The sequence below is a fragment of the Paludisphaera mucosa genome, from assembly GCF_029589435.1.
Lineage (GTDB): Bacteria > Planctomycetota > Planctomycetia > Isosphaerales > Isosphaeraceae > Paludisphaera > Paludisphaera mucosa.
Genome location: NZ_JARRAG010000002.1, coordinates 2798499 through 2821591 on the forward strand (window position 1 = coordinate 2798499; position 23093 = coordinate 2821591).

At 69.0% G+C, this 23093-nt stretch carries 17 protein-coding genes; 9 read left to right on the top strand and 8 right to left on the bottom strand.

All coding sequences use genetic code 11. From position 1 onward, the window contains the following. Window positions 1–19 precede the first annotated feature (19 nt). The 5 genes from PZE19_RS20360 to PZE19_RS20380 form a co-directional block, all read right to left on the bottom strand. Window positions 20–721: a GNAT family N-acetyltransferase gene (locus PZE19_RS20360; RefSeq protein ID WP_277862434.1), complete on the bottom strand. Its 702-nt coding sequence runs from the start codon at window positions 719–721 to the stop codon at window positions 20–22. Further along, a complete protein-coding gene (locus PZE19_RS20365) occupies window positions 696–3932 on the bottom strand; it encodes an efflux RND transporter permease subunit (protein WP_277862435.1) in 3237 nt (1078 codons plus the stop codon). Before PZE19_RS20365 ends, PZE19_RS20360 begins: the two co-directional genes overlap by 26 nt. Next, window positions 3929–5374: an efflux RND transporter periplasmic adaptor subunit gene (locus tag PZE19_RS20370; RefSeq protein ID WP_277862436.1), complete on the bottom strand. Its 1446-nt coding sequence runs from the start codon at window positions 5372–5374 to the stop codon at window positions 3929–3931. The genes PZE19_RS20365 and PZE19_RS20370 overlap by 4 nt, the downstream gene beginning before the upstream one ends. 149 nt (window positions 5375–5523) lie before the next feature. Continuing rightward, window positions 5524–5967: a MarR family winged helix-turn-helix transcriptional regulator gene (locus tag PZE19_RS20375; protein ID WP_277862437.1), complete on the bottom strand. Its 444-nt coding sequence runs from the start codon at window positions 5965–5967 to the stop codon at window positions 5524–5526. Window positions 5968–6151: 184 nt separating this feature from the next. Beyond that, window positions 6152–6280, bottom strand: coding sequence for a hypothetical protein (locus tag PZE19_RS20380; protein WP_277862438.1), 129 nt, complete (start codon window positions 6278–6280; stop codon window positions 6152–6154). A gap of 377 nt (window positions 6281–6657) precedes the next feature. Between PZE19_RS20380 and PZE19_RS20385 the strand changes: the two genes are divergently transcribed. From PZE19_RS20385 to PZE19_RS20400, 4 genes are all read left to right on the top strand, one after another. After that, the gene (locus PZE19_RS20385; RefSeq protein WP_277862439.1) at window positions 6658–9024 is read left to right on the top strand and encodes a DUF1592 domain-containing protein; all 2367 of its coding nucleotides are present in this window, start codon (window positions 6658–6660) and stop codon (window positions 9022–9024) included. After that, window positions 9021–10370: a DUF1552 domain-containing protein gene (locus PZE19_RS20390; RefSeq protein WP_277862440.1), complete on the top strand. Its 1350-nt coding sequence runs from the start codon at window positions 9021–9023 to the stop codon at window positions 10368–10370. Before PZE19_RS20385 ends, PZE19_RS20390 begins: the two co-directional genes overlap by 4 nt. A 575-nt stretch (window positions 10371–10945) precedes the next feature. Beyond that, window positions 10946–12463 (top strand): ankyrin repeat domain-containing protein, encoded by a 1518-nt coding sequence (locus PZE19_RS20395; RefSeq protein WP_277862441.1) that lies wholly within the window; start codon window positions 10946–10948, stop codon window positions 12461–12463. A gap of 451 nt (window positions 12464–12914) precedes the next feature. Beyond that, window positions 12915–13325 carry a Dabb family protein gene (locus PZE19_RS20400; protein WP_277862442.1) on the top strand — a complete coding sequence of 137 codons (411 nt, stop codon included), beginning with the start codon at window positions 12915–12917 and terminating at the stop codon, window positions 13323–13325. A 48-nt stretch (window positions 13326–13373) separates the two neighbouring features. Here PZE19_RS20400 and PZE19_RS20405 read toward each other — a convergent pair whose 3' ends face one another. Further along, the gene (locus PZE19_RS20405) at window positions 13374–13784 is read right to left on the bottom strand and encodes an RrF2 family transcriptional regulator (protein ID WP_277862443.1); all 411 of its coding nucleotides are present in this window, start codon (window positions 13782–13784) and stop codon (window positions 13374–13376) included. A gap of 52 nt (window positions 13785–13836) precedes the next feature. After that, entirely contained in the window at window positions 13837–14058 is a 222-nt protein-coding gene (locus PZE19_RS20410) for a hypothetical protein (protein WP_277862444.1), read from the bottom strand. Window positions 14059–14430: 372 nt separating this feature from the next. On the opposite strand from PZE19_RS20410, the gene PZE19_RS20415 reads away from it, so the two are divergent. Then, entirely contained in the window at window positions 14431–14898 is a 468-nt protein-coding gene (locus PZE19_RS20415) for a hypothetical protein (protein WP_277862445.1), read from the top strand. Window positions 14899–15014: 116 nt separating this feature from the next. On the opposite strand, the gene PZE19_RS20420 is transcribed toward PZE19_RS20415, so the two are convergent. Beyond that, entirely contained in the window at window positions 15015–15464 is a 450-nt protein-coding gene (locus PZE19_RS20420; RefSeq protein ID WP_277862446.1) for an RrF2 family transcriptional regulator, read from the bottom strand. Window positions 15465–15904: 440 nt separating this feature from the next. On the opposite strand from PZE19_RS20420, the gene PZE19_RS20425 reads away from it, so the two are divergent. The 4 genes from PZE19_RS20425 (at window position 15905) to PZE19_RS20440 (ending at window position 23092) form a co-directional block, all read left to right on the top strand. Further along, window positions 15905–16831, top strand: a complete 927-nt coding sequence (locus PZE19_RS20425) for a histone deacetylase family protein (protein ID WP_277862447.1) — start codon at window positions 15905–15907, stop codon at window positions 16829–16831. Between the two features lie 105 nt (window positions 16832–16936). Next, the gene (locus PZE19_RS20430) at window positions 16937–21103 is read left to right on the top strand and encodes a ThuA domain-containing protein (RefSeq protein WP_277862448.1); all 4167 of its coding nucleotides are present in this window, start codon (window positions 16937–16939) and stop codon (window positions 21101–21103) included. 358 nt (window positions 21104–21461) lie between these two features. Beyond that, entirely contained in the window at window positions 21462–22148 is a 687-nt protein-coding gene (locus PZE19_RS20435; protein ID WP_277862449.1) for an ester cyclase, read from the top strand. After that, entirely contained in the window at window positions 22145–23092 is a 948-nt protein-coding gene (locus PZE19_RS20440) for a sugar phosphate isomerase/epimerase family protein (protein WP_277862450.1), read from the top strand. The genes PZE19_RS20435 and PZE19_RS20440 overlap by 4 nt, the downstream gene beginning before the upstream one ends. Window position 23093 lies beyond the last annotated feature (1 nt).

The following is a 23093-nucleotide window of genomic DNA, read 5'->3' on the forward strand; positions in this document are numbered from 1 at the left end:
CCGGGCCGCCGCGGTCCATTCAACCGCGACGGGCGATCACGGTGAGCTGGATCGCGCGCCGGACGCGGAAGCCGAGCTTCTCGTAGAGCGACTTCGCGCCGTTCTCCGACTTCACGTGCAGGAACGGGGTCCCGCCCGCCGCGCGGATCTGCGACGCCAGGTAGGCGACCAGCGTCCGCGCGTGCCCCCGACCTCGGAAATCGGGATCGGTGCAGACCGCGCTGATCTCGGTGAATCGGCCCGGCCGCAGCCGCTCCCCCGCCATCGCCGCGAGGCGACCTTCGAGGGAACGGATCCCATAATATCGACCCATGACAATGGTCCGCGTCAGGAACGGCCCGGGTTCGGTCGCGGCGGCGAGGGCCGTCATCTCCGCGACGTCGGGCCGGTCCAGTGCCAGGGGGGGCGGCGACGACTCCGCGGGCGTCGCCGGGGCCGCGGCCGCCTCCGTCCAGACCATCTGGTCGATCAGGCGGGCCCGGACGACTCGCCAGTCGCCCGGCGCGCGGACCGGCTCGGTCGTGAACAGGGCCACGGCCTCGTCGGGGCCGACCAGATGCGCGAGGTCCCGGAAGGCTTCTTCCGACGGCTCCAGCAATCCGGCGAGCGGCGAGACGTCGCCGGGATACCGCCGCGCCGAGCCGTGGATCCGAGCCGTCGCGGCGTGCCCCGTCGTCAGCGAGGTCCAGATGGGGTTATCGAGCTGCCTGGAGTTCTTCATGGCCAGTTTCCGCCCTCGCAAACGTCGGCCCGACCGGGACGACGTGGCTCGTCGCGAGGCCGGCTCGACCGCCCCAGAACCGGTTCGACAGCTTCCTCAGGACGACGTAGAACGCCGGAGTGAGGAAGAGCCCGAAGAACGTGACGCCGAGCATCCCGCTGAAGACCGTCGTCCCCAGGACGCGCCGCATCTCATATCCCGGACCGACCGCCCGCGCGAGCGGCAAGACGCCTAGGATGAACGCGAACGACGTCATGATGATCGGTCTCAGCCGCAGCCGGCAGGCCTCGACGGCCGCCTCGAAGGGGGTGTGGCCTTCCTCCTCCTGGTGCTTGGCGAACTCCACGATCAGCACCGCGTTCTTCGCCGCCAGGCCGATGAGGACGACGAAGCTGATCTGCGTGATCAGGTTGTTGTCCATGCCGCGAAGCCACACGCCCCCCAGCGCGAACGGCAGGCAGACCGGGGCGATCAGGATGATGGCCAGCGGCAGCGTCCAGCTCTCGTACTCGGCCGAGTGGACCAGGAAGACGAACAGCACGCAGAGCGGGAAGATGTACAGCGCCGAGTTCCCCGCCAACTGTTCCTGATAGGCGATGTCCGTCCACTCGATCGACATGCCTTGCGGCAGGACCTCCCGGGCCAGGCGCTCGATCGTCTGGATGGCCTGGCCCGAGCTGTACCCGGGAGCCGTGTCGCCCTGGACCTCGGCGGCCGGATACATGTTGTACCGCACCACGCGATCGGGGCCCGTCTCCCAGCGGACGTCGACCGTCGAGCCCAGGGGGACCATCTCGCCGGTGGCGTTACGGGTCTTGAGCTGATTGATGTCCTCGGCCTGGTCGCGGAACGACTCCTCGGCCTGGGTGCGCACCTGGAAGGTCCGGCCGTACAGGTTGAAGTCGTTGACGTACGCCGACCCGAGGTTCACCTGCAACGTGTCGAAGATGTTCGTCAACGGCACGTCGAGCATCTGCGCCTTCACGCGATCGATCTCGGCGAACAACTGGGGCGTGGTGGCGCCGTAGATCGTGAACACGCCCGCCAACGCGGGCTCCTTGCGGGCGGCCGCAATCAGCTCCTGCGTCGCCTCCTGGAGTGCGCGGGCCCCGTGCCCTTCGCGGTCCTGGATCAGGAATTTGAACCCGCCCGAGGTCCCCAGCCCCTGCACCGGAGGCGCCGGGATGACGAAGATGTTGGCGTCCGGGATCGCCATCAGCTCGCGTTGCACGTTGACCAGCTCGTTCAGGATGTTGGGCTGGTCGTGCGCATGTTTCCGCTCGTTCGGCAGCGGGGGGCCGAAGAAGATCACCGCGGCGCTGGGGTTGTTGGAACGGGCCGCCCCCGAGTAGCCGACGAACTCGACCGTGTGGCCGACGACCGGGTTGCGGCGGATGATCTCGCTCGCCCGGCGGACGATCGCGTCGGTCCGCGCCAGCGAGGCCCCGTCGGGTAGCTGGATGACCGTGATCAGGTAGCCCTTGTCCTGCCTCGGGATGAACCCCGCCGGGACCGTCCGGAAGCCGTAACACGTCAGCCCGATCAGCACCGCGTACATCAGAAGTGGGATCGCCAGCCGTCGCAGGAGCCAGCCGACGACCCTCGCGTAACGGTTGGAGACGCCTTCGAACACCCGGTTGAACCCGCGGAAGAACCAGCCAAAGGCGAGGTCCCAGAGCCGGCCGAACCAGTCCTTGCGGGCGCCGTGCGGCTGGAGCAGGATCGCGCACAGCGCGGGGCTGAGCGTGAGCGAGACGAAGGCCGAGATCAGCGTCGAGACCGCGATCGTCAGCGCGAACTGGCGATAGAACTGGCCGCTGATCCCGGCGATGAAGGCCGTCGGCACGAAGACCGCCGAGAGCCCGACCGCGATGGCGATCACCGCGGCGGTGACCTCGTCCATCGCCTTGTGGGCCGCATTGCGTGGAGACAGCCCGGCCTTGATGTGGCGCTCGACGTTCTCGACCACGACGATCGCGTCGTCGACGACGATGCCGATGGCCAGCACCAGGCCGAACAGCGAGAGCATGTTCAGCGAGAAGCCGAACGCCGACATCGCGGCGAACGTCCCCACGAGCGACACCGGGATGGCGATCAGGGGGATCAGCGTGGCCCGCCAGTTCTGCAGGAAGATCAGCACCACGATCACCACCAGCACCGCGGCCTCGTAAAGGGTGTGGATCACCGAGTCGATCGACTCGCGGACGAAGACGGTCGGGTTGTAGGCGATCCGGTACTCCAGGCCTTCGGGGAAGTTCTTGGAGAGGCGGTCGATCGTCTCTTGCAGGGCCGCGGCCGTCGCCAGGGCGTTCGAGCCGGGCCGCTGGGTGATGGCCATGCCGACGCCGGTCTCGCCGTCGACGTAGCTGTTGATGGTGTAGTCGCGGGCGCCCAGCTCGATGCGGGCGACGTCGCCCACCCGCACCACGCGGCCGTCCTCGGCCGTCTTGATGATGATGTCCGAGAACTGCTGGGGATCGATGAGCCGGCCCAGCGTCTTGACCGTGAGCTGGAAATCGCCCTTCGTCGCCTGCGGCGCCTGGCCGATCACCCCGGACGCGACCTGCAGGTTCTGCCCCTGCATCGCCTTCACGACGTCGGAGGGGATCAGCGACAGGTGCGACAGTCGTTCCGGGTCGAGCCAGATGCGCATGCTGTATTCGCGCAGGCCGGGCGTGTTGATGCTGCCCACGCCGTCGATCCGCGACAGGGCGTCGCGCACCTGGATCAGCGCGTAGTTGCTCATGTAGAGCTGGTCGTAGCGGTGGTCGGGCGAGACGAGGTGGATGACCATCAGGATGTCGGGCGACGCCTTGAGGGTCGTGACGCCCTGGCGGCGGACCTCCTCGGGGAGGCGGGGCTCGGCCGAGGACACGCGATTCTGGACGAGCACCTGGGCGTTGTCGAGGTCGGTCCCCAGCTTGAACGTGACGGTCAGCTCCATCTGGCCGTCCACCGTGCACTGCGACGACATGTAGAGCATGTCCTCGACGCCGTTGACCTCCTGCTCGATCGGTGTCGCCACCGTGTCGGCGGTCACCTCCGGCGAGGCCCCCGGATAATTGGCCCGCACCACGATCGTGGGGGGCACGATGTCGGGATACTGGGCCGCCGGCAGCGCCAGGTACGAGATCGCCCCGAAGATGGTGATGACGATCGAGATCACCGTGGCGAAGATCGGCCGGTCGATGAAGAAGTGCGCGATCCTCATGGCATCATCCCCTCAGAGGTCCTCTGCTCCGTCGACCCGAGCGCGGTCGCCGGCGGCGACGGCGGACGCTCTCCCGACTCCGCCCGGCTCTTCGCGTACGAGGGCAGCCACCGCCCCTCGGGGAGCGGCTGCGCGTCGTCGGGGAGGCCGTCGTCCACGACGAGGGTTTCCTCGAAGGTCGCGTCGACGAGGCTCCCCGGCTTGACCCGCTGGAGGCCGCGGAGCAGGATCTTCTCGGGTCCGGCCAGGCCTTCGCGGACGATCCGCAGCCCCTGCACGCGCCGGCCGATGTCGACCTTCTGGCGATGGATCGTGTTCCCCTCGTCGACCACGTAGACGAACTTCTCGGACTGGTCGGTCGCGATCGCCGAATCGGGGATCAGCACCGCGTCGTGGCGGCCGCTCCCCGGGATCCGCACCTTGGCGAAGAGGCCCGGCGTCAGCGACAGGTCGGGGTTCGGCAGGATGGCGCGGCCCCGCATGGTGGCGGTCTTGCGATCCATCCGGTTGTCCAGGAAGTCGAGATGCCCCTGGTGCGGGAACCGCTTCGACTCGTCCGCCAGCCCCACGAACACGGGGAGCTTCGAATGGCGGAGGTCCGTGAGCTTGCCCGCCTCGACGAGCCGCATGTACTTCAGGAACGATTGCTCGTCGGCGTCGAAATAGCAGTGGATCGGGTCGAGCGAGACGATCGTCGTGAGCAGGGTCGCCTGGTCGGTCCCGCCGCTGATCAGGTTGCCGTCGGTCACGACGCGGCGGCTGACGCGGCCGGTGACGGGGGCCCTCACCTCGGTGTAGCTGAGGTTCAGGCGGGCGGTCGCCAGTTGCGACTGGGCGGCCCGCATGTCGGCGGCGGCCGTCGTGACGGCCGCCTTGGCGAGCGCGACCCGGGCCTTCTTCACGTCCCGATCGGCGCTCGTTTGCTTGAAGCTCGTCTCGCGGATGTCCAGCTCTTCCTGAGCCAGCGCGTTCTTGGCGACCAGGCGCCGGGCCCGGCCCAGCATCAGGACCGACAGCTCGCGCTGCGACTCGGCCGACTCGACCTCGGCGTCGGCCTGGACGCGCTGGGCCTCGGCCTCCTCGGAGCGGGCGACGGCGCGGGCCAGGTCGGCCTCGGCCTGCTCGACGGCCAGGCGGAAGGGCCGCTGGTCGAGGATGCACAGCAGGTCCCCCTTCTGGACGATCTGCCCCTCCTCGAAATGGGTCGATTCCAGGTGGCCGCTCACCCGAGCCCGCACCTCGACCGACTCGATCGGGTCGATGCGGCCGACGTACTCGTCCCATTCGACGATCGGCTTGCGGACGGGCGACGTGGCCACGACCTTCGCGGCCGGCGCCGCCGGGGGGAGGCCCTCGCGCCGGCAGCCGGCCGCCAGGGCCAGGAGGAGCCACGCCGGCCACGAATACCGTGCGAAAGACCGGCGGACGCGAGGACCATTCATGACAACCGCCCCATCTCGAGAAAACCGAAATCGTCGTTCCCGGAGCGACCCCCAATTCGAAGTCGCGAATCCGCCGCAGGTCCTGATTTGCATATACAACTCAAAAGGCCGAGTCCGGCTCCGAACGGGTCACGCATCCGGCGGACCGTTCAGCGCGTCTCGGTCTCTTCGAGGCGCCCCTCGTCGATCACCCGGTGCAGTTCCTGGATGAACGCGCCGCCGAGGAGTTTCTCGATCTCGGCCTGGGCCTCGTCCCACGCGGGCTTGACCTTGTGGAGCAAGGCGCGGCCGACCGCCGTGGCCTCCAGGCTCAGGCTCCGGCCCGAGCCGGGCGTAGAACGGATCCAGCCGTGTTCGACGAGCCGCTCGAGGTCACGGCTCAGGGTCGACTTCTCCAGCCTCAGCCGGCGGCAGACCATCGACGGGGCCAAGGGCCCCCTCGCGGCGACGACCGTCAGGATGTTGATTTGACTGGAGCGGATCCCATACGGCCGCAGCTTGGCGTCGAAGATGCCGCTGACGACCCGGTTCAACGTTCGAACCCGGCCCGCGAGGCATTCGGCGGCGAGCTGCTGCACGATCTCGTCTGACATGGGACGCCCCCCTTTTGCAGTCCATTGTATATGCAACTCAGTGTGGGTCAAGCGATCACCCCGGATCTCGACCTGAGGCGACCGATCGGCGGCGAGCGAGGTAAGAACGACAACGCCGCATCCCCAGCCTTGGCGGGGGGAGCGGCGTCGTGGAGCAATCAGCGTGGCCGTCGCGTCGCGACGGTTATTTGTTCATGGCCTTGGCGGCGACGTAGATGACGGCCGCGCCGACGATTCCGCCACCGCAAAGCATGTAGAGCATCGAGTATTCGATCGCGGCGTAGAACACCGGGACTTGCGTGAGAACGTGCATCGAAAGTTCCTCACCAGTTAAGTTGTCGTGCCGGGGACGCCTCGACCAGGCCGGCCCGAGCGGGCTCGATTCTGCATGAACGAGAAGGCAAACCCGATGCCGAACCACGTTGGGAAGGGCTGCGAAACGACTCGCCGGCTTGCGGTCGACCGCCTTGTACCGCGAGGGCGCCGACCTGCGAGAAAGCCGGACGATCCATGGCTGAGATCGACAGAGGTCGCGAAATCTCATCTGTGTGCGGCGACCCATGAGCGGGTAAAATTCGTCGACGCCACTCTCGCGGGGCGACCGCATCAGCCGCTTCCGCAATCGCTCGTCCGTCGTCCGACGCCACGCCCCGGCGATTCCTTCTTCGCTCGCCTCGGGAGCATCTCGTCATGTTTCACCTGGGCAGGTCGGGCCGAATCGGCCTCCTGGCGTCGGTCGCGATGATCGGCGGATGGGTCGCGTGCCTCGGGGAGGAACCGGAGGCGGACGGATCAAGCCGCGAGGCGTTGAGCCGGTTCGTCGGCCTCTACTGCGCGGAGTGCCATAACGCCGAGGACAAGTCGGGGGACCTGGACCTGGAGCGACTCGTCGCCGAGGGCGTCGAGGCCAATCCGCACGCCTGGGAGAAGACGGTCCGCCGGCTGGCCACCCGCCAGATGCCCCCCGCCGACGCGGTCCGGCCCCGAGAGCGGGCTTATGAGTCGATCCTGGCGACGCTCGAGGCCTCGCTCGACCGCGCGGCCGCTGATCGGCCCAACGCCGGCCGGACCGAGACCCTCCGCCGCCTCAACCGCACCGAGTATCAGAACGCGATACGCGACCTGCTCGCCCTCGACGTCGACGCCTCGGCGCTCCTGCCGAACGACGAGTCGAGTCGGGGCTTCGACAACATCACGGTCGCCGGCCTGTCGCCCACGCTCCTTGACCGCTACATCACCGCGGCGCAGAAGATCAGCCGGCTGGCGATCGGCGGCCAGGGACGATCCCCCGGCGGGGACACCTTCCGCATCCGCGGCGACGTCACGCAGGAGGAGCACGTCGAGGGCCTCCCGCCCGGCACGCGCGGTGGGGCCCTGATCCCTTATACGTTCCCGCAAGATGGGAATTACGACGTCCAGGTCCGCCTGACCCGCGACCGCGACGAGCACGTCGAGGGCCTGCACGAGCCGCACGACCTGGAGATCCTCCTCGACCGCGATCGCCGGGCGCTGCTCACCGTGACGCCGCCCAAGGTGGATACGGATCACCAGAAGGCCGACGAGAAGCTGAAGGTCCGCATCGCGGCGACCGCCGGCCCGCATCAGCTCGGCGTCACCTTCTTGAAAAACCCCTCATCGCTGCTCGAAACCAAGCGCCAGCCGTACCAGGCGCACTACAACATGCACCGGCATCCCCGGCTCTCGCCGGCGGTCTTCCAGGTCTCGATTACGGGACCTTACGCGGTCAAGGGGACCGGCGAGACGCCCAGCCGTCGCCGGATCTTCGTCCGTCGCCCGACCGGGCCCGACGACGAAGTGGCGTGCGCCCGCGAGATCGTCTCCTTGCTGACCCGCCACGCGTATCGTCGCCCCGTCGCCGATGCGGACCTCGAAAAGCCCATGGAATTCTATTGCTCGGCGCGTGCTGATGGGGACTTCGACGCGGGGATCGAGGCCGCGCTGGGCGCGATCCTGGTCAGCCCCCAGTTCCTCTTCCGGATCGAGCCCGACCCGCCGGGAGTCGCATCGAAGACGGCGTATCGCATCAGCGACGTCCAGCTCGCCTCGCGGCTGTCGTTCTTCATCTGGAGCAGCATCCCCGACGACGAGCTTCTCGACTTGGCGAGTCGCGGCGAGCTGCACAAGCCGGACGTCCTCGAAGGCCAGGTCCGGCGGATGCTCGGCGACGAGCGATCGCGGGCGCTCGCGACCAACTTCGCCGGCCAGTGGCTGCACCTCCGCAACCTCGATTCGACGACGCCCGACCTGCGGCTCTTCCCCGACTTCGACGACAACCTGCGGCAGTCCTTCCGTCAGGAGACCGAGCTGACGTTCGAGAGCGTTTTGACCGAGGATCGCAGCGTGCTCGACCTGATCCAGTCCGATCACGCCTTCCTCAACGAGCGGCTGGCGAAGCACTACGGCATCCCGAACGTCTACGGCAGCCGCTTCCGCCGCGTCTCGCTCGGCGAAGGAGGCGAGCGCGGGGGCCTGCTCCGCCAGGGGAGCATCCTGACCGTGACCAGTTACGCCACCCGCACGTCGCCGGTGATCCGCGGCAAATGGGTGCTGGAGAACATCCTCGGCACGCCCCCGCCGCCTCCCCCCGCGGACGTCCCGGCGCTCGAGGACAACACCGTGGCGTCGAACCTCTCGGTCCGCGAGCGACTGGCCAAGCATCGCGCCGACGTCGCCTGCGCGAGCTGCCACAAGCTCATGGACCCCGTCGGCTTCTCGCTGGAGAACTTCGACGCGGTGGGCCGATGGCGCACCCAGGAGGACGGCAAGCCGGCCGACGCCACGGGCGGACTCCCCGACGGCACCACGTTCACGGGGGTCGACGGCCTGGAGCGGGCCCTGCTCAAGCGTCCCGAGCTCTTCGCCGCCGCCCTGACCGAGAAGCTCATGACGTTCGCCCTGGGGCGCGGGGTCGAAACGTACGACGCGCCGGCCGTCCGCAAGGTCGTCCGCCAGGCCCCCGAACGGGGCTATCGTTTCTCCTCGCTGATCCTGGGAATCGCCTCCAGCACGCCGTTCCAGATGAGGAACTCCGAATGATCGTCATGAAGAAGGCCCTGCCGAGGCGGACGTTCCTGCGGGGCGTCGGGACCGCGCTCGCGTTGCCTCTGCTGGACGCGATGGTCCCCTCGATGACCGCCCTGGCCGCGACGCCGGCCGACCCGTCGCGGCTGCGACGGCTGGGGTTCGTCTACATGCCGATGGGCTGCGACCTGCCCCGGTGGACGCCCCCGGGCGGCGACGTGCTCGACGTCCTCTCGCCGATCCTCAGCCCGCTGGAGCCGGTGAAGAAGTACGTCACCGCGATCAGCAACCTGGAGCTGCGGAACGCCTACCCGGGCACGCACGCGACGTCCAACGCCTCCTTCCTGAGCGCGGCGCGGGCGAAGCTGACCGAGAGCACCGACTACTACCTGGGCACGACCGTCGACCAGATCGCCGCGAAGCAGCTCGGCCGCGAGACCCAGCTGCCGTCGCTCGAGATCGCGATGGACCTGCTGTCGACGGTCGGCCAGTGCGACAACGGGTATGCGTGCGTCTATCAGAACAACCTCTCGTGGTCCTCTCCGACCACGCCGCTGCCGGCCGAGGCCCATCCGCGGATCGTCTTCGAACGCCTCTTCGGCGAGGGAGGGAACGCCGTCGAGCGTCGCGCCGCCTTGAAGAAGCGGGCGAGCCTGCTCGACTCCGTCGCCGAGGAGATGGCCCGCCTCAAGAATCAGCTCGGGCCGGCCGATCGCGAGAAGGTCGCCCAGTACCTCGACGCCGTCCGCGAGGTCGAGCGGCGGATCCAGAAGGCCGAGGCCGACTCGCGGGAGGACGCCCTGCCGGACCTGGACCGGCCCGTCGGCGTCCCCGCCTCGTACGCCGACCACGCCCGTCTGATGTTCGACCTCCAGATCCTGGCCATGCAGGGCGACGTCACGCGGGTCGTCACGTTCCAGCTCGCCCGCGAGACGAGCAACCGGACCTATCCCGAGATCGGCGTGTTCGACTCGCACCACCCGCTGACGCACCACGGCAACGACCCGGCCAAGATCGCCAAGATGGCCCGGATCAACCAGTTCCACGTCTCGCTGTTCGCCGAGTTCGTCGCCAAGATGCAGGCGACCCGCGAGGGTGACGGTTCTTTGCTCGATCACTCGCTCTACCTCTACGGCAGCGGCATGGGCAACCCCAACCTCCACGACCACAAGGACCTGCCGATCCTCGTCGCCGGCGGAGCCGCCGGCCGCATGAAGGGCGGCCGCCACATCCGCTTCAAGGAGCCCACGCCGCTGGCGAACCTCCACCTGACCCTGCTCGACAAGGTCGGCGTGCATCTCGACTCCTTCGCCGACAGCCGCGGCCAGGTCGATGAGCTGTTCGAGCCGCTGGCGATTTGAGGGCGTCGGTCGCGAGGAGATTTGGGTCAGATCGGGCCCATGCCGGCAGAAGAGTTCGCCACGTCGATTTTTGATATCATCAATCCGCTCGCCGGCCGGGCCCGCTGAGCTTGGTCGTTCGGCCGGCGGAAGGACGAGATCCAACAATGATGCGGTGGCTCCTTCCAGGATTCACATTCCGCCGTGTCTTGCTGGCGACCGCCATCGCCTGCCCGCTCTCGGCCTCGCAGATCGGCTATACCACGGGCCGTTGCTGCCCCCTGTGCTTTTCTGGTCAAACCGCCCGATTCTATCGCTGCGCTCTCGTCACTCGGACCCCGGACGGGCAGACGCATATAGAGTACGGGACCCCGCTCGGTTGGTCCTGCCGCCGTTGCGGATTGGATTGGTGGTCACGCTCCAAACCTCGTGCTTCTGCGGATCCGGACCGCCCTGGAAGCGATGACAGATTGCCTTGACCTGATCTAGCACCTGCCAAAAAACGCCGAAACGGCGGATTTCAATTCCATGGCGACTCACGCCCCGTTGAGACGGGCGGGACCGGCGGGGCGACGAACGGCGCGGAGACGATCGGCATGGCTCGAAAACGCGGGATCGCACTGGCCGGGCTGCTGCTCTTCCTGATCGTCGCCGGCGCCGGCGCGGGGGGACTGGAATCGCCCTTGCCGGATGCGGCGGAGAAGCAGAATTCGGCGGCCGTCCGCAAGCTCGTCGGCCAGGGCGTCGACGTGAACCAGGCCCAGGTCGACGGCATGACCGCACTGCACTGGGCGGCCCATCATGACGACCTGGAGACGGCGCGATTCCTCGTCGCCGCGAAGGCCGACGTCAAACGCGCGAACCGCTACGAGGTGACGCCCCTGTCGCTGGCCTGCACGAACGGGAACGCGGCGATGGTCGAGCTGCTGCTCGGGGCCGGGGCCGACCCCAACACCCGGCTTCGCGGCGGCGAGACGGTCCTGATGACCGCGGCGCGGACCGGGAAGCTCGGCCCGGTGCGGGCCTTGCTCGCCCGCGGCGCCGACGTGGACGCCCGCGAGCGGCGCGGGCAGACGGCCCTGATGTGGGCGGCGGCCGACGGCCATGCGGCGGTCGTCGAGGCGCTCCTGGCGGCCCACGCCGATTTTCGCACGCCCCTGCCTTCCGGCTTCACGCCCCTCTTCTTCGCCGTCCGCGAGGGGCGGGCGGACGTGGTGCGGCTGCTGCTCAAGGCGGGCGCCGACGTCAACGAGGCCATGCAGCCGAAGAAGAACGCCGGCCGTGGCCCCGCCCGCGGGACGAGCCCGCTGATCCTGGCCGTCGAGAACGGCCATTTCGACCTGGCCGTCGAGCTGCTCAAGGCCGGCGCCGACCCCAACGACCAGCGCTCGGGCTTTACGGCCCTCCACATGATGAGCTGGGTCCGCAAGCCGAACCGCGGAGACGGGCTCGACGACGCCCCCCCTCCCATCGGCAGCGGGACCATGACGAACCTCGACTTCGTCCGGGAACTCGCGGCCCGGGGCGCGAACGTCGACGCGCGGCTGGCCAAGGGGGCGGGAGGCCGCAGCCCCGTCGCGAAGTCCGGGGCGACGCCCTTCCTGATGGCCTGCGTGACGGCCGACGTGCCATTCCTGCGGACGCTCCTGGAACTTGGGGCCGACCCGTCGACCCCCAACTCGGACGGCTGCACGCCCCTGATGGCCGCCGCCGGCGTGGGCTCGCTCGCGCCCGGCGAGGAGGCCGGCACCGAGACCGAGGCCTACGAGGCCGTCCAGCTCGCCCTCGAACTCGGCGGCGACGTGAACACCGTCGACGCCAACGGCGAGACCGCCATGCACGGCGCCGCGTACAAGAGCCTCCCGTCCGTCGTCCAGTTGCTCGCCGATCGCGGGGCCAAGATCGAGATCTGGAACCGCAGGAACAAGCGGGGCTGGACCCCGCTGATGATCGCCGAGGGCCACCGGCCGGGCAACTTCAAGCCTTCGCCCGAGACCATCGTCGCGATCCAGCGGGTCATGGCCGCCGCGGGCGTCGCGCCGCCGACGGACGCCCCGCAGGCCGAGATCCGCAAGGGATACGAGGCCGACTCCGCGGCCAAACCCACGCCGTGAGGCCGAACGCCGAAGTCAGGCGACCGGCGTGTTCTCGATGTCCCCCGGATGACGTCGCGGGCCTGGGCGGCGAGGTTGGGGTCGGCCGCCGAGGCCGAGACGACGATCCAGGTGCCGTTGGCCTGGGGCACGCAGACGATCGTCAGGGTGACCGCGTCATTGCCGCCGACCACCAGGTAGTCGACGCCGTCCGCCCCCTTGACGACGATCAGGTTCTGGCCCACCAGGGCCTGCTCGGCGAGCATCAGGCAGCCGCCGGGGGAGGAGGGTTTCACGAACGTCCCGTAGACCACGTACATGGAAGGCTCCCGGTCGCCGGCGTGATGGTGCGTCGTCCCGGCGCATTGTACGAGGCCCGGCCCAGGCTTGCGATCGGCCGGCGGCGGGGGCATCATGGCTGCCGATCCTTCGTCGCAACCTTCCTCGAAACGAGACGACCGAGAGACGAACCATGATGAAACTGCTGTACGTCGCGTCGTTGCTGCTGCTCGGAGCCGCGCTCGCCTACCCGGCGCTCGCGACCGCCCCCAAGGACGAAGCCGAGGGGCCGCCGCTCGCGCATATGGTCTTCTTCACGCTCAAGGACCACTCGAAGGACGCGGTCGAGGCCTTCGCCAAGGACTGCGAGACCTACCTGACCAAGCACGAGGGGACCGTCTACTTCTCGCTGGGCAAGCGGGCCGAGGACGTGGAGGAGCCGCCCAGCGTGAAGGACTTCGACGTCGCCCTGCACGTCGTCTTCGCCGACAGGAAATACCGCGACAAGTACCTGAAGAGCACCCGGCACGACGAGTTCGTCGCCGCCATCAAGACCCGGGTCGAGAAGGCCCGGGTGTTCGACTCGTACCTGGCCAAGCCCTGAAAACGGCCCGCGGGGAGGCCCGACTCGCTCGCCTCCCCGCATCGCCGCTCAGATGGTCCAGTCGGGCGTCTTGCCCTGGGCGGCGAGGTGGGCGACCGTCGTGCGGTCCAGGATGTCGACCTGGGAGGCCTGGATTCGCTCCCAGAGCCGTGCGAGGGCGTCGAGCGTGGAGCGCCGGGCGGGACGCTCCTGGAAGCCCTCGCCGTCGATCACGCGAAGGACGTCGCCCAGCGAGATCGTCGCCGGGTCGCGCGCCAGGCGGTAACCGCCCGAAGAGCCCCGCGTGCTGTTGACCAGCCCCGCCCCCTTGAGCCGGATCAGGATCTGCGTCAGGAAGGTCTCGGGGATTTCGTAGGCCTCGGCGATCTCCCGGATCGGCACCGGCCGGTCGCCCTGATGGCGGTCGGCCAGCGCGATCACCGCCAGGCACGCGTATTCCGCCTTGGCCGAGATCTTCACGAACACCCCTCCTAGCTTCGGGCCGCGTCCCCGTCGACGCCCGGCGAGCCCATCAGTTCCAACAGGGCTCGAGCATCTTCTGGAACTTCGACGGCTGCGTCGCCGCCAGGGCCTGCTCGTACGCCAACCGATACACCGCCGCCCAGGGCCCCGCCACCATGAAGCCGCCGGCCGTCGGGACGAACGAACCCGTGACACGCGTCGCGTGCGTCGAGGTCGCGACCGAGGAGACCGACGCCGTCGAAGTGGGGACCGACCAGGTGATTCGCGACATGACTGCGTGCGCCTCGGGAAGGAGTGCCTGACAACCTCACTACCTCAACATTACCATTCCTATCGTCATGGTCAAGTTGAATCTTCAGTATCCCTACCCGATTTCTAGGGGGGGCCTTCGGGCGCGCTATTAGGGCCCAACGGACGTCGCGGGCGCGACTCGGCGAGATGCGACGCCGAGGTCGAGACGCCCTCGCGGAATGCGGTCCTTGTCGATCAGGCTTATCTGGAAGGTCATGATCCATAAGAATTATCTTATGAATTGTCTTGAAACCCGCATCCGGCGCGACTAGAACTAGGACCGTGCGGGGCGGAGTTCGACCCCGAGCCGGAAACGTGCGAGGCCGGCGACCTTATCCTGGGGAGCTTCGAGATGACGACGATGATGATGGAACGGTCCGGCATGGCGATGAACATGGGCATGAACATGGGCATGGGCGGGATGACGACCGGCGCGACCATGCCGACGACCCCGCAGTGGATGATGGTCCCCCGCTGCACCATCACGATGGAGAAGTGCGCCGGCGGGATGAAGATGGTCTGCAAGTGCGACGACAAGATGTCGGCGAGCATGATGCAGAACCTCTGCACCATGATGGCCGGCGGCATGTGCAGCGGCTGCATGATGATGAACGGCATGATGATGTGCTGCTGCAACATGACCATGGGCATGTGCAAGTGCGAGATGACCGACGACGGCGTGACGATGACCTGCACCAGCGGCGACGCCGAGTGCTGCAAGATGATCCAGGCCTGCTGCGACTGCATGACGACCATGATGAAGTCCGGCTGCGTCTGCTGCGTCTGCATGAACGGCATGCCCGTCTGCTGCTCCTGCTGAGCGAGCCCGGACGGTCGCCTTCGAAATGCGACGAAGCCGCCGCGACGCCCCGGACGGGACGCGTCGCGGCGGCTTCGCGCTTCGAAACAGGAAGGCCCGCCCGCAGGCCGGCCGCCTCAGATCGTCCAGTCGGCGACGTAGAGGAAGCCGAGGTCCTGGTTTTCCTTGACCAGGTCGGCGAAGGTCGTCTCGTCGACGACGTCGGCGATGGCCTGGCGGACGCGGCCCCAGAAGCCGACGAACGGGCACTGGCCGGGATACTCGCAGGTCTTGGGGCGGGACTGGCTGACGCAGTCGACCGGTGCAACGGGGCCGTCGATGAAGCGGATCACCGACCCGATGGTGACGTCCTCGGGCTGCTTGGCGAGCAGGTAGCCCCCCTCGGCCCCGCGCCGGCTGTTCACGAAGCCGCCGCCCTTGAGCTGGCTGAGGATCGCCTCCAGGAATTTGATGGGAATGTGCTGCCGCTCGGCGATCTCGTTGGCCTTCATCGGCGCGGACCCGCGATATTCGGCCAGGGCGTAGATGGCCCGCAACGCGTAATAACACTTGGCCGATACGGTCATTCGAACGCTCTTTGATGATTCGATGTCGCTCGCGCCGGCCCATCTCCGGCCGCGCCACCCATTCCTCGAAACCCGCTACCTTTCATTCTACTCCGCAGGTGCCGACGAGAAACCCCCGATGTCCGTCGAGATTCTCGGGTTAGTAGGAAATCCAAGGAAACCCGCGGCCGCAGATGTGTTGCGGAATCCGGGACGGACCCTGGTTCCTGGGGCCGACCCTTCGTCGCCCCGACGGCCGTGCGTCGAGTTGGAGATCGGGCGTCGTTCGGGGCCAAATTCCCGTTTCGTCGCTCTCACGCCATCAAGCGCAGGTGGTTCCAGGCGAGAATCTCCTGGTCGCAGCCCCGGAACCCTCGCACGGTACGTCTCAAGATCCGCGTTTCACGATCCACCGGAGCCCGATCGCGTCGCGTGGATTCAAGGTCCCTCGGATCCCCAAGATGGTCCCGATCGTCTATCATCCCCGTTACAACATCACGGCCTTCGGCCTGGAGCGGCTCCATCCCTTCGACGGCCGGAAGTACGGGCGAATCCGCGACGCCCTCATCCAACGCGGCCTTCGGCGACCGAATGACTTCATCCGACCCGCCCCGGCGCGTCGCTATGAGTTGGCGAAAGTCCACACGCCGGACTACTTGGGGTCGCTGTGGAGTTCGAACGTGCTCGCCGGGATCCTGGAAGTCCCAGCGGTGCGGCGGCTCCCATGGTGGTTGATCGACTGGCGAATCCTGGGGCCGATGCGCCTCGCGGCGGGCGGGACGATCGAGGCTTGTCGGCTGGCCCTGGAACACGGGCTGGCCGTGAACCTCGGCGGCGGTTTCCACCATGCGGCGGCCGATCGGGGAGGCGGCTTCTGCGTCTACGCCGACATTCCGATCGCGGCACGGCTGCTCCACGACGAGGGCCGCCTGCGCACCGTGCTCGTCGTCGACCTCGACGCGCACCAGGGGAACGGCGTCGCGTCGATCTTCCGGGGCTGGATCTGGGCTCGGATCCTCGACGTGTACGAGCACAACCTCTTCCCGCTCCACAAGGAGCCCGAGGATTATCCCCTGCCCGTCCCGCCCGGCATGACGGGGAGCGACTACCTCGAGGTCGTCCACGCCGCCCTGCCCCACGTCCTCGACGAGGTGCGTCCCGACCTGGTCGTTTATAACGCCGGCTCGGACCCGTTCGACGGCGACCCGCTCACCCGGCTGAAGCTGTCTGCGAACGACCTCGTCGACCGCGACCTGCTCGTCGTGACCGAGGCCCGCGATCGCGGCATCCCCGTCGCCATGGTCCTCTCCGGAGGCTACTCGGCGCTCTCCTGGAAGATCCACGCCGACGCCGTCGAGGCCCTCCTGACGCGATTCGATCGGGCCTGACCTCCAACGGCAGCCCATCGCCCAGCATGGGGAAGCGCGCTAGAATCGGCGGCTGGCGCCGGATGCCGGCGCCGCCCGAGAGAGCCAGGAGCGGAGGATCGACCGATGTCGCACGGTTCGTTCGCATCGCGGGGGGTGAGAAGGCGGACGCGAGGCCGGCGATTCGCAATCCTCCTGGGCGTCCTGTGGGCGACGTCGGCGGTCGCCGGCGTCGAGCCCTGGGCCGATCCGAAGCTCCCCGTCGCCAACGGCCTGCGAGTCTGGCTCGACGCCTCGCGCCGGCCGCCGGGCGCGGAGGCGTCGTCGAACGCGGACCTGGCGACCTGGGCCGACGGCTCGGGCGAGCGTCGCGACTTCGTCCAGCCCGAGCCGAAGGCCCGCCCGCGGCTCATCGAAGTCGACGGCCGGTCGTTCGTCCGGTTCGACGGGGCCGACGACTTCCTCGAAGCGAAGGGGTTCGAGGGGGGCCTGCGCGAGGCCACGGCCTTCCTCGTCGTCGCGCCAGCCACGAACCTGGGCGCGTTCCGGGGGCTGCTCGCCGGGGCCGAGACCGGTCGGAACGACTACACCTCGGGCTTCACCATCGACCTCGGCCCCCTCGCATCGACGCGTCTCGACGCGATCAACGTCGAGGGCCGCGGCTTCCAGGGGTTCTTCAACGTCGTCGACTCCCCGCGCGACCTGCGCGAGGCCGTGACGATCGCGGTCCGCATCGGCGACGGGCCGGCGGGGTCGGAGATCGCCACGACGATCGACGACCGCCCGCAGCGTCCCCGCGCGCGACGGGTCGAGCCGATGCGGCTCGACCGGCTCACGCTCGGCTCGCGGCTCTACAGCAACGAGGCCCGGCCGCCCTACATCCAGGGCTTCCTCCACGGCGACGTCGCCGAGGTCCTGCTCTACGACCGCGCCCTCAAAAATGCCGAGATCGACGCCGTCCGCGCCTACCTCGACGCCAAGCACCGCGGGCTCACCGACGTCCTCCGCACGATCCCCGAGGCGGACGGCCGGCGGCGGCTGGAGACGGTCAAGAATCCGCCCCCCTTCCAGATGCTCGTCCCGGGCTTTGAAGTCGTCGAACTGCCGATCGATTTGAAGAATGTGAACAACCTCAAGCGTCGGCCCGACGGCAAGCTCTTCGCGGTCGGCTACGACGGCCAGATCCACGTCCTGTCCGACACGGACGGCGACGGCCTGGAAAATCGCGCCGAACTTTTCTGGGACGGCCGGGGCTCGATCGTCTCGCCGCTCGACGCTGCCCTGACCCCGCCGGGGTATTCGCAAGGCTCGGGGCTGTTCATCCCCTGCAAGGGGAAGTGCGTGCTCGTCGTCGACGAGGACGGCGACGGCCGCGGCGACCGCGAGATCGTGGTCGCGAAGGGTTGGCCCGAGCTGGTCCACAGCGTCGACGCGATGGGCGTCGCCCTGGGGCCCGACGGCTCCCTGTACGTCGGAACGGGTTGCCAGAAGTTCGAGAACGCCTATCTCCTGGACGCCTCGGGGAAGGCCCATTACGACGTCGGCAGCGAGCGCGGCACCATTTTGAAGATCGCGCCCGACTTCAAGAGTCGTGTGATCGTGGCGACGGGCGTCCGGTTCTCGGTCGGCCTGGAGTTCAACCACGAGGGCGACCTGTTCGCGACCGACCAGGAGGGGGCGACGTGGCTGCCCAACGGCAACCCGTTCGATGAGCTGCTGCACATCCGGGCCGGTCGGCACTATGGCTTTCCGCCCCGGCACGCCAATCACCTGCCGGGCGTGATCGACGAGCCCTCGACGTTCGACTACACGCCCCAGCACCAGTCGACGTGCGGCCTGACGTTCAACGGGGTCGAGGGCGAGCCGAGGTTCGGCCCCTCGTGGTGGGCCGGCGACGCGATCGTGGCCGGCTACTCGCGCGGCAAGCTCTATCGGACGCATCTGGCCAAGGTCCGCGGCGAGTACGTCGCGAAGTCCGAACTCTTCGCGTCGGCGGGCATGCTGCTGGTCGACGCCTGCGTCGGGGCCGACGGCTCGCTCGTCGTCGCCGCGCACAGCGGGTCGCCCGACTGGGGGAGCGGGCCCGAGGGCCGGGGCAAGCTGTTCAAGGTACGTTACACCGGCCCCGACCTGCCTCAACCCTCACTAGCGTGGTCGGCGGACCCCCACGAGGTCCGGGTCGCCTTCGACCGCCCGATCGAACCCGAATCGCTGCACGACCTCGCCCGGGGCGTGGCGATCGAATACGGCCGCGCGGTGGCCCCGGCCGACCGGTTCGAAACGCTGAGGCCCGGCTACGCGGTCGTCGCGCAGCAGCTCGCCTCGCCGCGCGACCTGCTGGCCGTGCGGAGCGTCGGCCTGGCCCCCGACCGCCGCACGCTCATCCTGACCACCGACGCCCAGTCGGCGGCCGTCCCCTACGCGGTCACGCTCCCGGGCCTGGGGCGGACGGCCCCGGACGCCGACGCGCCCATCGCGGCCGGGAAGCCCCTCCCCCAGCGGGCCGAGACCGACCTCGCCTTCAACCTCAACGGCGTCGAGGCCCGCTGGCAGGCCGCGACGGGCGGTCCGGCGATCGCGGTCTGGCTCCCGCACTTGGACCTGGCCGCCGCACGGGGCCTCACGATCGCGAGCGCCGAACACAATCACTTCTGGGCCGACCTGATCGCCCCCGGCGTCTTGACCCTCCGCGCCCAGTTGCGGCTCAAGGATCTCCTGCGTCCGGCCGTCCAGCCCGGCTCGAACGTCGATCCCGGCCTGTCGCCGGAGAAGGCGTTGCTGACGATCAGAGGCCCCCGCGGCCTGCGCGTCGAGGCTCCCGGCGCGAGCGTGGAGCGGAAGGATTTCGGCGACGACCTCGTTGCGATCACCCTGGCTTACGACGCCGCCACGGACGCCCCGGCGCCGATCGCGCTGACCTGCCCGACGGGGACGCCCGCGGAACTCGAGGTCGACTTCCACACCAACGAGGATCCCCGCCCGCGCATGCTGTCCCCGAGCCGGATCTTGCTGCCGTGGGCCAGCCTGAGTGAAGAGACGGCCCCAGCGCTTTCGCGTGAGGCGACCTTCCCTCCCGAGTTCGCCGGCGGCGACCGCCGCAAGGGTCGCGAGGTCTTCCTCGGGGCCGCCGCGCAGTGCTCGAAGTGCCACACGATCCGGGGCGAGGGGGGGAAGATCGGGCCCGACCTGTCGAACCTCGTCGAGCGCGACTTCGGGTCCGTCTTCCGCGACGTCGCCCAGCCCAACGCGGCGATCAACCCCGACTTCGTGGCGTACCAGGTCGCCCTCGCCGACGGCCGCGCGCTGACCGGCTCGGTCCGCACCGAGGCCGACCGCCTGCACATCGGCCTGACCACGGGCGACGAGGTCGTCGTGCCGAGGTCCGACGTGGAGGAGATGAAGCCCGCGGGGATCTCGACGATGCCCGAGGGCCTGCCGGCCGCGATCGGTCCCGAGAACCTGAAGCACCTGCTGGCCTTCTTGCTGCTGGCCCCGCCCGCCCCCGCGCCGATCCACCGCGACGACGCCCCCCCGCCCCGCACTCGCGCCGAGTGGGAGGCTGCGACGCAGGGCCGTAAGGCACCCGCCGACGCCGCCTCGAAGCCCCTGCGGATCACGCTCGCCGCCGGGCCCAAGGACCACGGCATCGACGAGCACGACTACCCCCTGTGGCTCGACCGCTGGTCGGAACTCCTGGGGTCGGCCGCGAACGTATCGGCCCGCGCGGTGAAGGACGGCACCGGCCTGGAGTTCGCCGACCAGTCCGACGTGATCGTCTGGTACTCGGCGAACGGGACCTGGTCCGACGACCAGGCCGCGAAGCTCCGCGCCTATCTCGACCGCGGCGGCGGCCTGGTCGTGATCCACTTCGGCGTCAACGGCGGCAAGGCCCCCGACGCCCTGGCCGACCTGCTCGGCCTCGCCTGGGCCGACGGCGCCAAGTACCGCCACGGGCCCGTCGACCTGACCTTCGCGCCGGCGAAATCGCCGATCACCGAGGGGTTCGCCAAACTCCACCTCGTCGACGAGAGCTACTGGAACCTCCGCGGGGACGCGGGCCGCATCGAAGTCCTCGCCGCCGCACCCGAGGAAGACGCCCCCCGCCCCCTGATGTGGACCCGCAGCCAGGGCAAGGGCCGAGTCTTCGTCTCCATCCCCGGCCACTACACCTGGACGTTCGACGACCCCCTCTTCCGCCTCATTTTGCTCCGCGCCGTCGCCTGGACCGGCGACCAGCCGATCGACCGCCTCATCGACCTGGCGACCGAAGGGGCGCGGCTGGAGGCGAAGTGAAGCCGGGAGTCGGGATCTCCGCCCGCCCATCGATTTCCAACTGGACATCGTGTCGTAAAGTACGGTGGGGACCGTGCGTCACGATCACGCGGCGCGGCGACGGTGGAAACCCAGGGGCCCTGAGAATCACAAATTTTTTTGGCCAACGAAGCCAATTTTGACTAGAGTTAAACCTATATAGATCAGAGACTTAACCACAAAACATGCTGGTCTTCGCGACGCGAATGGAGCCGATTCGAAGCCAGTCCGAAGGACGCTGCTCGACGTCGGCGGCTTTCTCGTAGGAGCGAGCGGACCGGCCGATTATCCTGGGCTCGTCCCCGTCCCAAACCGAGGCTCGATCAACGGAGAAGCCCGCATGAGCGCCGAGAACCGCACACTGTCGCGGCGATGGTTCGAGGAGGTCTGGAACGAGCGGCGGGCCGACGCCATCGACGAGCTGTTGAGCCCCGAGGGCGTGGGCCACATGGAGTCCGGCGACTTCGTCGGCGTCGAGCCCTTCCGCCAGGTCCGCGACCAGTTCATCGCGGCCTTCCCCGACCTCAGGTTCGAGATCGAGGACATGGTCGCGGACGGCGACGCCGTGGTCGTCCGCTGGAACGTCCGGGGGACGCACACGGGCGAGGGCCTGGGGATCGCGCCCTGCCACCGCCCGGTCACGGCTCGGGGGATGACCTGGCACCGCTTCCACGACGGCGTCATGGTCGAGGGCTGGGACGCCTGGAACCAGGGGGCCTTCTTCCAGCATCTCCAGGAAGCCCCGGCCGAGCCCGTCGCGAGCGACGAGACCATCCTCGGCCGTCGCGCGGAGGTGGCCGCTCGGATCCGCGAGGTGCGCGAGGACCGCTTCGGGGCGACGGGCGGCCCCGAGGCGGCCCGGCGGCTGGGGCTCCCCGTCCGGACCTGGTACAACTACGAGACCGGCGTCGCCGTCCCCGCGGAAGTCCTGCTCGCCTTCCTCGACCTGACCGGCGTCGAGCCGGCGTGGCTGCTGACCGGCGAAGGCCCGATGTATCGGGGCGACCGAAAGGGATCCGAATCATGATGACCCGAGGGTTCTCGCGACGTGGCTTCTTTGAAGCCGTCGCCGCGGTCGGCGCGGCGGGCGTCGCGCGCGGCCAGGGCGTCGCCGCCCGGAAGATGACGATGGACCTCGTCTGCGGGAACCTCGGCGTGCGGGCCGACCTGCCGACCGCCATGGCCCTGGCCCACAAGCACGGGTTCGAGTCGGTCGCGCCCGACGCGGGCCATTTCGCGAAGCTCGCCGACGGCCAACTCGCCGAGCTGCTCGAGGACCTGAAGGCCAAGAAGCTCGCCTGGGGCGCCGCCGCGCTGGCCGTCGACTTCCGGGGCGACGACGGAGCCTTCCGCGCCGGGATGGCGGAGCTGCCCGCCTTCGCCGCCGCGCTTCAGCGGGCCGGCGCGACGCGGGTCGGCACCTGGATCCGGCCCGGCGACGACCGGATGACCTACGTCGCCAACTTCCGCCGCCACGCCGCGCGGCTGAGGGAGGTCGCCAAGGTCCTGGGCGACCACGGCGTCCGGTTGGGGCTGGAATACGTGGGGCCGAAGTCCGCCTGGTCGTCGTCGCGACACCCGTTCATCCACACGCTGGCCGAGGTCCGCGACCTGATCGCCGAGATCGGCCGCGACGACGTGGGGGTGGTCCTCGACGCCTGGCACTGGTACACGGCCGGCGAGACGGCCGACGACCTGCGCGGGCTTACCAACCGCGACGTCGTCGCCTGCGACCTGAACGACGCCCCGGCGTCCGTCCCCGTCGACCAGCAGCGCGACGGCGTGCGCGAGCTTCCCTCGGCCACCGGCGTGATCGACCTGAAGGCCTTCCTGTCGACGCTCGCCGCCATCGGCTACGACGGCCCGGTCCGCGCCGAGCCGTTCAACGCCACCCTCCGCACCCTGCCCGCCGACGAGGCCGTCGCCGCGGCGGCCCGGGCCATGAAGCGGTCCTTCGCCCTGCTGGGCTGAG

Coding starts and splice junctions, on each gene's coding strand:
- PZE19_RS20360 (WP_277862434.1), bottom strand. CDS start 721: ATGAAGAACTCCAGGCAGCTCGATAACCCCATCTGGACCTCGCTGACG.
- PZE19_RS20365 (WP_277862435.1), bottom strand. CDS start 3,932: ATGAGGATCGCGCACTTCTTCATCGACCGGCCGATCTTCGCCACGGTG.
- PZE19_RS20370 (WP_277862436.1), bottom strand. CDS start 5,374: ATGAATGGTCCTCGCGTCCGCCGGTCTTTCGCACGGTATTCGTGGCCG.
- PZE19_RS20375 (WP_277862437.1), bottom strand. CDS start 5,967: ATGTCAGACGAGATCGTGCAGCAGCTCGCCGCCGAATGCCTCGCGGGC.
- PZE19_RS20380 (WP_277862438.1), bottom strand. CDS start 6,280: ATGCACGTTCTCACGCAAGTCCCGGTGTTCTACGCCGCGATCGAATAC.
- PZE19_RS20385 (WP_277862439.1), top strand. CDS start 6,658: ATGTTTCACCTGGGCAGGTCGGGCCGAATCGGCCTCCTGGCGTCGGTC.
- PZE19_RS20390 (WP_277862440.1), top strand. CDS start 9,021: ATGATCGTCATGAAGAAGGCCCTGCCGAGGCGGACGTTCCTGCGGGGC.
- PZE19_RS20395 (WP_277862441.1), top strand. CDS start 10,946: ATGGCTCGAAAACGCGGGATCGCACTGGCCGGGCTGCTGCTCTTCCTG.
- PZE19_RS20400 (WP_277862442.1), top strand. CDS start 12,915: ATGATGAAACTGCTGTACGTCGCGTCGTTGCTGCTGCTCGGAGCCGCG.
- PZE19_RS20410 (WP_277862444.1), bottom strand. CDS start 14,058: ATGTCGCGAATCACCTGGTCGGTCCCCACTTCGACGGCGTCGGTCTCC.
- PZE19_RS20415 (WP_277862445.1), top strand. CDS start 14,431: ATGACGACGATGATGATGGAACGGTCCGGCATGGCGATGAACATGGGC.
- PZE19_RS20420 (WP_277862446.1), bottom strand. CDS start 15,464: ATGACCGTATCGGCCAAGTGTTATTACGCGTTGCGGGCCATCTACGCC.
- PZE19_RS20425 (WP_277862447.1), top strand. CDS start 15,905: ATGGTCCCGATCGTCTATCATCCCCGTTACAACATCACGGCCTTCGGC.
- PZE19_RS20430 (WP_277862448.1), top strand. CDS start 16,937: ATGTCGCACGGTTCGTTCGCATCGCGGGGGGTGAGAAGGCGGACGCGA.
- PZE19_RS20435 (WP_277862449.1), top strand. CDS start 21,462: ATGAGCGCCGAGAACCGCACACTGTCGCGGCGATGGTTCGAGGAGGTC.
- PZE19_RS20440 (WP_277862450.1), top strand. CDS start 22,145: ATGATGACCCGAGGGTTCTCGCGACGTGGCTTCTTTGAAGCCGTCGCC.